This window comes from Gynuella sunshinyii YC6258 (assembly GCF_000940805.1).
Lineage (GTDB): Bacteria > Pseudomonadota > Gammaproteobacteria > Pseudomonadales > Natronospirillaceae > Gynuella > Gynuella sunshinyii.
In genome coordinates this window covers 5,343,784-5,354,254 of sequence record NZ_CP007142.1, presented here as the reverse complement: position 1 = coordinate 5,354,254, position 10,471 = coordinate 5,343,784, and the positions used below count along the sequence as shown (strand labels likewise).

Sequence of the window (10,471 nt, the reverse complement as noted above, 5' to 3'; positions counted from 1 at the left end):
TGGTCTGTTTGCGCTAGGTGTTGTCAGCTCCGTTCGAAGGCGGCACCCTCTCACATCCTCATTTATTCCAGTAAACTGCGGTGTTACGAGCGGTGCCTCTTCGCCTGCATCAAAACTATTCCTATTTTTTTGAGGCCCCTTAGCTTAGCGTTTTTATGTCATGGTTTCGGTATTTTCATGTTTTAAGCCTTACATCACACTTATGCCGATTTTCCTGTGACTAAAGTATGATGACTCCTCTTGTGATACCCACCATATTGTGCGTCATATTCTGTTTTCCAGAATAAGCGATAAATTTCCGTCTATTCAGGACGTTTCTGATGTTGTCGACGCAGTTGAACATTCATGAGTTGTATAGCATTTGTATAAATGTTTTACGGTGTTTGCTGAGGTCAATCGACGGTCTAAGAGAGCAGAATGTTGTGTTGCCAAAACTCTTAAGTCGTTACGGTCAGTTATAAAAACAACAATGACTACAATCACAAGCGAGGTTTTATGAACCACAAATATATGCTCTTGGGCATCACGATATTGCTGTCGTCTTTTTTGATGGCACAGTCCAGTGGCGAGGTCGTTGCAATACCGCCGAGTATTCATCAACAGGAGTGGGATGCTCATCGGGATGATGGATCCTCCCGGCAGTTCTTACCAGAATCATTGGTTCAGACAAAAACAGAAAAGCCGGTTGATCTGATTCCAAAAATCAGAACCAGTGATAAAGAAATATTCGGCTATTTGCCGTATTGGGCTTATGACAGTTATGCAGGATTGAATTATGACCTGTTGACAACCATCGCGTACTTTGGGGTAGAGATTGATGGCAGTGGTGCGTTGGTGGATCTTCGTAACTGGCCGGCTTTTGAGTTGATTGATCGCGCGCATCGTGAAGGTGTCAGGGTGGTGTTGACGGTGATTCTGTTCAATGGTGATGAGATCACCCGTCTGTTGGCGTCGCCGGAAAATCGTCAAACGTTGATCGATAATCTGCTGACGGCCGTGAAGGATGCCAATGCTGATGGGGTCAGCATTGATTTTGAGGGTATTCCTTCGGCTGATCTTCAGAAGGAGAACCTGGTGTCGTTTATGACTGATCTGAGTGAGGCGTTTCATGAACAGATCAAAGATTCTTCGGTGACGATGTTTACGCCTGCGGTCGATTGGCGGCATATATTTGATTATGAGGCGCTGGCTCAGGTGACCGATGGGTTGATTATGCAGGGATATGATTTTCACTGGCGAACCTCTAAAACTGCCGGGCCATCGGCACCGTTAATAGGAGATCGTTGGGGTTCGCTCAATGTGACCAAAACGGTGGAGGATTATCTCAATAAGACTTCTTCGAATACGGAAAAACTTATTTTAAGTGTGCCGTTCTTTGGTTATGAATGGAACACCGAGGATGATCAGTTGGAGTCACCCACACAGGCTGCGGGAACGTCGATTCCGTACCATGTTGCACGCCCCAATAGTGAGGTGTATGGCCGGCTTTGGGACAGTGAATCCCAGACGCCCTGGTATAAGTATTTGGATCAACAGTGGTATCAGGGATGGTTTGATGATCAGCAGAGTCTGGGACTCAAATATGACCTGATTAATAATCTGGGGTTGCGGGGGACCGCGGTATGGGCATTGACTTATGATGGTCAGCGACCAGAGCTGCAGCAGGCTTTGAAGGATGCGTTTGGAACGTCACTACCGCCTTTGTCTCCAGCTGATTTTTATTTGCGGAGCATTTATTCCGGGGTGGAGATAATGGTTGATGCGAATGACGATGCAGAAGGATATAAGGTGTATTTCAGTCTGGATGGCGTGCATTTCGATGAAGGCAGTTATTTTACTCAAGCTTCAAATCGCTATCACTGGGTGGTTCCGGATCAAGTGGGTTACTTTAAAGTAACGGCGGTGAATGGTTATGGAGAAAGTCAGCCAACGGAGATTCTGGCAGCCAACCCTTCCCTGGCCAGTGCGCCAGTGTTGGTGGTTTATGGGGCGGAGCGTGTGAAGGGTTACGATTTTGCCGATAAGATTGTGCGTCATTTTGCCAATGCGCTTGAACTGAGTAATGTTTCTTTTGATATGGCGACGAATGATGCGGTCGAACGCGGGCGGATCAGTTTGCAGGATTACCAGGCCGTTATCTGGATAAACGCCAACGAAAGTACCGGCACCGATAGTTTTAATGCCGTGGAGCAGCGTGCAGTGAAGGACTATCTGCAGATGGGCGGTAATTTGTTTGTGTCCGGTTCTGATATCGGTTTCGATTTACAGGCCAAGGGGAGTGTGGCTGATCAGGCTTTTTATCACGATTTTCTGAAAGCCGGGTATGTTCGTGACAGTATTTCTTCGTATGCCGTTGCCGGGGTTCCCGGCAGTGTGTTTGAGCAGCATGATCGTGTGACGTTTGATGATGGTTCGCAGGGTACCTATGATGTGAATTCCGCTGATGTGATCAGTCCTGTTGACGGTGCAAGTTTGTGTCTGCGCGATGAGGCGGCCGATGCTGATGTGGCAGAGGGTGTTTGTGTTCAGTATCAGGGGATATTTGGAGACGGCAGTCGGGAAGGTCGACTGGTGTATCTGACGGTACCCTTTGAGACTGTTTATTCGCGTGATTCCCGCGAGGCATTGATGACTGCGGTGCTGGATTATTTTGATTTGTGTTCTGCGGCAAATCGCTGGTGTCATATTCCCTGGTGGAAGTATTAACCTGGTAAGTATTTATGTTGGGTCAATCGTGTGATGCAGGGAGGCCTTTGCCCAGGTTAATAGTTTGGCTGTTTCGGACAAGAGCGCATCGTTGATTGATGCGCTGACGGGAGATCGTTCTGATCATGCCTCGGCGACGATCAGGCTGCCTGGCGAAAGATCCTGCAGTGTCTGTTGCAGGCGCGAGCTGGCCAGTGCGGTATCGCCATTCTGGAGCGCGTCACCGACCTGGCTCAGTGCATCCGCCAGGGACGTGCTCTCACTACTTCCATTTTCATTAAGTGTGTTCACCAGAGAATCGTAGGATGACTGGGCGTCCCCGGTGTTGTTGGATTCCAGTGCTTTCAGCAGATTGGTGAGTTCGCTACCGGAATCTTCGCTCAGCAGTGGCGATGCAGAAGGTTTACTGGATGTCGTTGGTGGCGTCACGGTAAACGCGTCTGCTGCATTTTGCAGGCTGCTGAGGTCGCTGCTTTCCAGGCCGTTTGCAACTGCGGCAAGAAACTGACCGACAGGATCATCACCATTGCTGGCGTTGTCCGGGAGAGATGTTTTGAGATTTTCGTAGGTGCTTTGAACGCGGTTGAGATCACCGGTATTGATGGCTTTGGTCAGTATTTGTAACTGGCTGTCAAGGCTCTGATCGCTCTTTGGCTGAGTCTGTTGTTGCAACAAGTAGGAGAGAGAGGAGTCTGGAGCCTGTGAGGGGGAAATGCTCATGATGAAATCTCCTGCGCTTACCTGGATGGGGTATGACGCTGATGATATGGGGATATTTTTTCTGATTGCAGGGGGGTGTCCTTGGCTTAACGGTTTAGAATTGTAATGTCAGGAGGTTATCATTCTGACCGGGAATGCGTTTTTCTCTGTGGTAACGGAAAGTGATTGGTTCTCTCCACCTTGTTGGTTATGGTGGTCATTTAAGCATGGTCGCCGTAAGCAGGACTGTTCAAACAGTGTTAGCAGGGCTACGCTTGAGCGCACATCTCTTGATATGGCTGTTTTTCCCTTAAAGGCATAGGGTTGTCTGCTGTTGTTTGGCAGACGTTCTGGTGGGATTTGTGAGATCACTGGATGTAAAAGGGCTCGCATGCATCTTGGGTTCATGCTGATGCATTCCGGCATCTCCGTTAACCCGACAAATTAATTGCCTGGTTAATAAATTGATTGAGTCACCGAAGGAGTGTTTTTATGGTTAAGCCTGAACAACCGATCAAGTTCTATCAGCATCCCATATCCGGTCATTGTCATCGGGTGGAGTTGTTGCTGTCCATGCTGGATCTACCTTATGAGCCGATTCTGGTGAATCTGCCCAAAGGTGAGCACAAACAGCCGGAATTTCTGGCCTTGAATCCTTACGGGCAGGTGCCGGTGATCGATGATGCCGGGTTCGTACAAGTGGATTCCAATGCGATTCTGGTATACCTCGCCAGTCGTTATGATGACGGTACCTGGTTACCGCGTGATCCAAAGGGTGCCGCGCAAGTGCAGCACTGGTTGTCTCTGGCGGCTGGTCCGCTGGCCTATGGCCCATCAATGGCCCGGAAGATGGTGTTGTTTAACGAGGATGTTGACTTGACTCCGGCAAAAATGGAAGCCGAACGGTTGCTGACGTTTATGGAAGCGGAGTTGCATTCACGGGCTTTTTTGACCGGCGAGACAGCCAATATCGCTGATCTGGCGATGTATTCCTATGTGGCTCAGGCGCCAGAAGGCAATATCTCGCTGGAGCCTTACGAGGCGATCAGAGCGTGGTTGCAACGGGTTGAGCAATTGCCCGGTTTTGTGGCCATGCCGATCAATGCTGTCGGGTTACGGGCCGACTGATCCATTCAAACGGCTGTGCAGCGACTCCACGCTTCATAGCCTCCCTCAACGCTGTAGACGTTGCTAAAACCGAAGCCGCTGAATAACTCTGCCAGGTGCTCACTGCTGTGACCGTGATAACAATAGATGATGATCTTGCGGGATTTATCGCCTTTACGAATCAATGATTCCACCAGCCGGTCATGGGAGTTCATGGCGCCGTCAATATGGCCGGCCTGGTAATCTTTGGCTTTGCGGCAGTCGAGTAACAGCAGGTTTGGATCTGTCAGGTGGTCGGTCAGTTCGCTGGCCGGCATGGTTTTGAAGGTCGGGTGCATGGCTGATTCCTGTATTCGGTATAAGCCATTCAGCTGGCAATAATGTTGCCATTCCGGTTGCTTGCAGTGTTCGGGAAAATCCTGGTTTTTCAAATAGTTAGCGTCAGCCAATAAATCAGGTGATTGTCATACCTGCTGCGTTGGTGGCCGGGAGTGGCGGAATTGTCGGATTTGTGACAGGGGAACAGGGGTTGGGCAACCAGTGCCGGAACGGATTCCGACACTGGAAAACGGCGTGTCAGTGTACGTGACCGTGACTGATTTCTTCTGCAGTGGCGTCGCGTACTTCCACAACAGTGCCATCAAACGACAGGGTTTTACCTGCCAGAGGATGGTTGCCATCGATGGTGACTTCATCACCGTTGACTTCTGTGACGATGATTTGAATGGGGCCTTGTGGACCATCAGCGTTGAATGCCATGCCAGGTTCAACTTTATCGACACCTTCAAATGCGTTCATTGGCACTTGTTGGATCATGGCATCGTTGTATTCGCCATACGCTTCAGCAGGTGGAATAACGGCTGAAAAGGAGTCACCGGTCTGTTTGCCGGCCAGCGCTTTTTCCAGTCCGGGAATGATGTTGTCGGCACCGTGCAGGTAAGTTAACGGGTCTTTACCTTCAGAGCTGTCAATCACTTGCTGATTTTCGTCGGTTACGGAGTAGTGGATGGATACAACTTTATTGTCTTCGATCATAATGCCGTCCTCTTTAAATTGCGGCAGTTGGTTTGGGCGGGAATGAAGATAAAAACGACAAACGCGCAGTTAACAGGCGCAAAGCCTAACAAATCCGGCACCGATAAGACAGACCCGCTCAGCCGGGAAAGGTGATCGCTAATGGCTGGATCAGGCGGCCCAGCTTCTTTGACCACTGAAGCGTGATTGCAGGTATTCCATCTGGTCTGCCCGTATCTGGCGGTTGGCGAGATACATGAATTCAAATATGTTCGGTGCAAATGGAATGGCCAGTAGTCCCATGCCTGCCTGTTCGGGGGTGCGTCCGCCTTTGTGATTGTTGCAGCGCACGCAGGCTGCGACTACGTTGGTCCAGTTATCTCGACCACCCTGTACTTTGGGAATAATGTGGTCCCGGGTCAGTGATCGGTCATCGAATTGAAAGCCGCAATACATGCAGCGGTGGTGGTCACGGCGGAATAACAAACGGTTGCTGAGAGCGGGTACGAAGTGGTGCTTTGAGATTTCGCCTTCGCAGGCAATGATGGGGGCAAGTAATAGAAATGAGCGTTGGCCGGAGCGATTGTGGCCGCCATTGATTCGCAGGTGCTCACTGCCCAGTGTCCACAGCACCTGCTCTTTAACATACAGGGTTGCGGCTTCCTCCCGGGTGATCCATTCCTGCGGCAGCCCGGTTTTGTTTAATCTTAATATCCGAATACGGTTGCTCATATCACTGACCTTTTGCAAGTTAACAAGTGCTGATGCTCATCCGTACCTGGCCGTTGTTCGGCGCAGATATATGGGTATTTATATTTTCATATTAATAATCAGACAGTTATGTTGCCAAATTATTAATCTGCGACAAATAACCTTTACGTTTGTCTGAGTCAATATTGGTTTTCATATTTTTCAGATAACCCGGTTTTTTTTCAAAAATCAGTGATGGCTGTTGATGATGGACACCGCTGAAAAACCGGTTATGGCAACGCTTGATCGGGCATACGGGAGGAGGGTTTCGATGCTTGATATGTTGTGCTGAGCAGGGATGATTCAGAACGGGTGATAAATGTATAGGTAGCTAACTTTTATCACCCGACTGAATATTTCGGTTACTTGATCTGATCCATGGTGTAATAACCACTGTCGATCAGCACAGATTTCCAGTTGCTGGCATCCACGCTGATGGGTTTGAGCAGGTAACTCGGTACCACTTTGACACCGTTATCATAGGTTTTGGTATCGTTAATCTGTGGTGTGCCGTTTTCCATCAGTGCCTGCACCATGCTAACCGTTACTTTTGCCAGTTCACGGGTATCTTTGAATACCGTGGAGGACTGGTCGCCGGAGATGATGGCTTTGATGGATTGAATTTCAGCGTCCTGACCGGTTATGACCGGCATGGGAGTGCCTTTGGTGCCATAACCCAGCCCTTTCAGGGAGGAGATGACGCCTATGGCCAGACCGTCGTTGGGGGCCAGTACGGCATCAACTCTGGCGTCGGCGTAGTAGGCGCTGAGCAGGTTATCCATACGTGATTGCGCGGTTGCGCCGTCCCAGCGCAGAGTGGAAACTTTATCCATTCCCATCTGTCCGCTTTTAACGACCAGTTTGCCGCTGTCGATGTAGGGCTGCAGCACAGACATGGCGCCATTGTAGAAGAAGTAGGCGTTGTTATCGTCAGGTGAACCGCCAAACAACTCAATATTGTAAGGGCCTTTACCAGATTTCAAACCGAGTGATTTTTCAATATAACTGCCCTGAATCACGCCAACCTGGAAGTTGTCAAACGTCGCGTAATAGTCGACATTGGCAGAACCACGAATCAGGCGGTCGTAGGCAATGATTTTGATATTTCTTTCAGCAGCCTGAGCCAGAACTCCGGACAAAGTCGTGCCATCAATAGCGGCAATGATCAATACATCGACGTCATTGAGAATCATGTTTTCCAATTGTGCCAGCTGTGTCGGCAGGTCGTCATTGGCATATTGCAGTATGGTTTCATAACCGGCTGCATGGAATTGTTCAACCATGTTGTTGCCATCGGCAATCCAGCGGGCAATTGTTTTCTCCGGCATAGCAATACCGACTTTTCCGGCGGCAGAAGCATAGGTGGAAAACACCAGGGCGAGCAGACAGATCAGATGGGTGAATCGGAGCAAGACAGATTTCATGTTTTCTCCTTGAGTCCGGCCAGAATGCTCTGGTAGACATCTATGTTGTTGTTTTTGAAAAGGAAAAAATTACCGGAACGTTTTTGATGTTCCGGTAATTAATTTATCACACAAAATAAATTAAGGAAAAGGATTTGAAACAGATATGGAAAAATAAATTCTGGTGTCGAATAAATGGTGGAAATCGTCTCGTCTGCAAAACGCTGTTCATTTATGATCGATTAAGTCGGGTATTTTCCCGCTCCAGTAATACTGCAAATTCTCGCATTTCCACAGCCGGACTTTTAAGGTAACCCTGATAAGTTTCACAATGGTTTTGACGCAAAAACGCGAGCTGTTCTTCAGTCTCAACACCTTCAGCGATCATATTGAAATTGAGGCGGTGCCCCAGTGAGATGATCGTCTGCGTCAGGTCGACACTGTCCGGATCGGAGGGAATACCTTCGATAAAACTGCGGTCGATCTTTAAGGTATTGAAGGGAAAGTTTTTCAGGTGTGCCAGTGATGAATACCCGGTACCAAAGTCATCAATTGCAATGCTGATGCCCATATCCCGTAATGTTTGGAGCTGCGGGATAATATCCTTTTCCCGTTCCATTAAAGTGCTCTCGGTGATTTCCAGTTCGAGCAAGTGTGGCGGAAAACGGGTTTGTTGCAGGATATTTTTTGTTACCTCCACTAAGTTTACAAACCGCAGCTGATACGGTGATACGTTGACCGATAATTTGATCGGAGGTAATCCCTGATCCAGCCATTGCCGGCCCTGTTCACAGGTTTTGGTTAAGACTTGTTCGCCAATCATTTCAATCAATCCGGTTTCTTCTGCCAGCCTGATGTATTGGTCCGTAGGAATCATTCCGCATTCAGGAGTCCGCCAGCGGAGCAGGGCTTCAGCGCCGGTAATATTTCCGGTTTTAACATCGCACTGTGGTTGCAGATAGACCTCCAGCAGATTGTTGTTGACGGCTTCGCGCAGGGCAGATTCGGTTTTCAGCCGTTCCCGCAGGGAATCGGAGATATCCTTGCTGTACAGTAGCCAGCTGCCGCGTTTGGTTTGTTTCGCCTGATACAGGGCGGCGTCGGCATGTTGCAATAGCAATGACGGACTTGAGCTGATGGCGGGATACTGGGTAATGCCGGCGCTCGCAGAAATGTGGACTTTGGCGAGATTGGAAAGGGTCAGCGCCGGCTTGTGTAACAGACTCAGGCAGTGACCGGTAAACTCAGAAGCCTGTTCGATGCTGATATCTTCCATGACCAGGCAGGCGAATTCATCGCCGCCGATCCGGAACCATTTTCGGGAAAAATCGTCGTTTTGTTGCAGTCGCATGGCCACTTCTTTCAGAACTTCATCTCCCAGCGGGTGGCCATAGCTGTCATTGACGTCTTTGAAGTGATCAAGGTCCAGAATGATCAGAGTGGCACAATCATATTTCTTTATCTTGCTCAGTAGTTGCTCAAGGGAGCGTCGGTTAGCAAGGCAAGTGGTGATATCGTGATCTGCCAGAAAGGTGAGTCGTTTTTGAGTGTTCTTTAATTCATCGATACGCAGCAGTGTAGCTACATAACCAACAATTCGATTCTCCTCAAAGATCGGACTGATCGATGCCATGATATCTTTGAGAGTATGACTGAAGGTTACGATGTATGCCTCGGTACAGATACTTTGACCGGCATCAAGTTGTTTCAGGATGCTTTTGTTGTCATCAATTTGAATAATATCCCAGAAGTGTATGTGAGCGCCGGGTTTTAGTCCGGTAACTCCGCAAAATGCCGGATTCATTTCTTCGATAGTATAAAAACGGTCTGTCACCACGACTCCTTCTGAGGAATGCTGAAAGAATGCCGAGGATATTTGCTGCAGACGTTCGCTTTTGACCGCTAATGTCATCAACCGGTCATCCGTCATTGTGTCAAGTGTGCGTGATATGGTGTGTCCACGAATATAGAGGATGAATTTGGGCCAGTAGAGAATGAAGAACAATAACAGCGGCAGACTGAATGATATGGCCAGTGTCAGTCTGGCAGAAATATCAGTCGTCGTCGGGAAAAGCATATTGTCGTAATTTGCTAATGAGTCCAATTCGCCATCCAGCAACAGAATGGTGATAAACACGGTAATGTCAGTGGCTGCCAGTAACACTGGTTGGCGGACAAGTTTGCGCATTATGGTCAGAAGATAAATTAATACCACTATTTTAAGTAGGGTAAATGCAAATCCTGACAGCAACGCGGTCAGTGACGGGTTGATATGATGTGCCGGTTGTATGCCGGGATTAAAAAATAATATGCCATGCCGGAGTTCTATCAACACCACGCTGAACAGGGTAATCAATAAAAATTTCCGTAGCATATGTTTATAGACAATCAGATACGGTTCGACGATATGGAATATCATGATGGTCATCAACAATCCGCTATAAAAGAGGTTATGGCCGGAGACTGAGAGGCTATCAGTTATGGGAACGGTATAAGTACGCCCTACAAATTCAGCCAGGATAATCAGCGCTGTCAGATAGACATAAAATGCAACTTCACGGACGAAGTTCGGCAGACTGACCAGATAAAGCGCAAATGAGGCATATAGCACAACATGAGCTATATAAAGTTCAGGCATATTGGGAATCATTCATTAGTACTAGGGGGCGTTATGAATACGATATCGTCGCGCTTGGGTCAAACTCTAGGTATCGTTTACTGCCGGAAATATCGATTGCCTGAAAAATTATGACAATTGATGTCATAAGTCTGTTGTAAGGGGGCAAAAATGA

General features: G+C 48.3%; 8 protein-coding genes. 2 read left to right on the top strand and 6 right to left on the bottom strand.

The genetic code is table 11. The annotated features are described in order from the left end of the window. Nucleotides 1–495: 495 nt before the first annotated feature. Nucleotides 496–2,706, top strand: a complete 2,211-nt coding sequence (locus tag YC6258_RS22430) for a glycosyl hydrolase family 18 protein (protein ID WP_044618888.1) — start codon at nucleotides 496–498, stop codon at nucleotides 2,704–2,706. Between the two features lie 123 nt (nucleotides 2,707–2,829). Here YC6258_RS22430 and YC6258_RS22425 read toward each other — a convergent pair whose 3' ends face one another. Then, on the bottom strand, nucleotides 2,830–3,426 hold the full coding sequence (locus tag YC6258_RS22425) for a hypothetical protein (protein ID WP_044618887.1): 597 nt from the start codon (nucleotides 3,424–3,426) through the stop codon (nucleotides 2,830–2,832). A gap of 471 nt (nucleotides 3,427–3,897) precedes the next feature. Here YC6258_RS22425 and YC6258_RS22420 point away from each other — a divergent pair, with 471 nt between their 5' ends. Further along, nucleotides 3,898–4,533 carry a glutathione S-transferase family protein gene (locus YC6258_RS22420; protein ID WP_044618886.1) on the top strand — a complete coding sequence of 212 codons (636 nt, stop codon included), beginning with the start codon at nucleotides 3,898–3,900 and terminating at the stop codon, nucleotides 4,531–4,533. Nucleotides 4,534–4,538: 5 nt separating this feature from the next. On the opposite strand, the gene YC6258_RS22415 is transcribed toward YC6258_RS22420, so the two are convergent. The 5 genes from YC6258_RS22415 to YC6258_RS27645 form a co-directional block, all read right to left on the bottom strand. Next, on the bottom strand, nucleotides 4,539–4,850 hold the full coding sequence (locus YC6258_RS22415; RefSeq protein ID WP_044620318.1) for a rhodanese-like domain-containing protein: 312 nt from the start codon (nucleotides 4,848–4,850) through the stop codon (nucleotides 4,539–4,541). 238 nt (nucleotides 4,851–5,088) lie between these two features. Further along, the gene (locus YC6258_RS22410) at nucleotides 5,089–5,550 is read right to left on the bottom strand and encodes an FKBP-type peptidyl-prolyl cis-trans isomerase (RefSeq protein WP_211264750.1); all 462 of its coding nucleotides are present in this window, start codon (nucleotides 5,548–5,550) and stop codon (nucleotides 5,089–5,091) included. A 147-nt stretch (nucleotides 5,551–5,697) separates the two neighbouring features. Continuing rightward, a complete protein-coding gene (locus tag YC6258_RS22405; RefSeq protein ID WP_044618884.1) occupies nucleotides 5,698–6,258 on the bottom strand; it encodes an HNH endonuclease in 561 nt (186 codons plus the stop codon). Nucleotides 6,259–6,638: 380 nt separating this feature from the next. Then, nucleotides 6,639–7,700, bottom strand: a complete 1,062-nt coding sequence (chvE, locus tag YC6258_RS22400; protein ID WP_044618883.1) for a multiple monosaccharide ABC transporter substrate-binding protein — start codon at nucleotides 7,698–7,700, stop codon at nucleotides 6,639–6,641. A gap of 211 nt (nucleotides 7,701–7,911) precedes the next feature. Then, on the bottom strand, nucleotides 7,912–10,317 hold the full coding sequence (locus tag YC6258_RS27645) for a putative bifunctional diguanylate cyclase/phosphodiesterase (protein WP_052830491.1): 2,406 nt from the start codon (nucleotides 10,315–10,317) through the stop codon (nucleotides 7,912–7,914). Between the last annotated feature and the right edge of the window lie 154 nt (nucleotides 10,318–10,471).

Bases quoted from the DNA above. Each gene is read 5' to 3' on its own strand.
- YC6258_RS22430 (WP_044618888.1), top strand. From the start codon at position 496: ATGAACCACAAATATATGCTCTTGGGCATCACGATATTGCTGTCGTCT.
- YC6258_RS22425 (WP_044618887.1), bottom strand. From the start codon at position 3,426: ATGAGCATTTCCCCCTCACAGGCTCCAGACTCCTCTCTCTCCTACTTG.
- YC6258_RS22420 (WP_044618886.1), top strand. From the start codon at position 3,898: ATGGTTAAGCCTGAACAACCGATCAAGTTCTATCAGCATCCCATATCC.
- YC6258_RS22415 (WP_044620318.1), bottom strand. From the start codon at position 4,850: ATGCACCCGACCTTCAAAACCATGCCGGCCAGCGAACTGACCGACCAC.
- YC6258_RS22405 (WP_044618884.1), bottom strand. From the start codon at position 6,258: ATGAGCAACCGTATTCGGATATTAAGATTAAACAAAACCGGGCTGCCG.
- chvE (WP_044618883.1), bottom strand. From the start codon at position 7,700: ATGAAATCTGTCTTGCTCCGATTCACCCATCTGATCTGTCTGCTCGCC.
- YC6258_RS27645 (WP_052830491.1), bottom strand. From the start codon at position 10,317: ATGCCTGAACTTTATATAGCTCATGTTGTGCTATATGCCTCATTTGCG.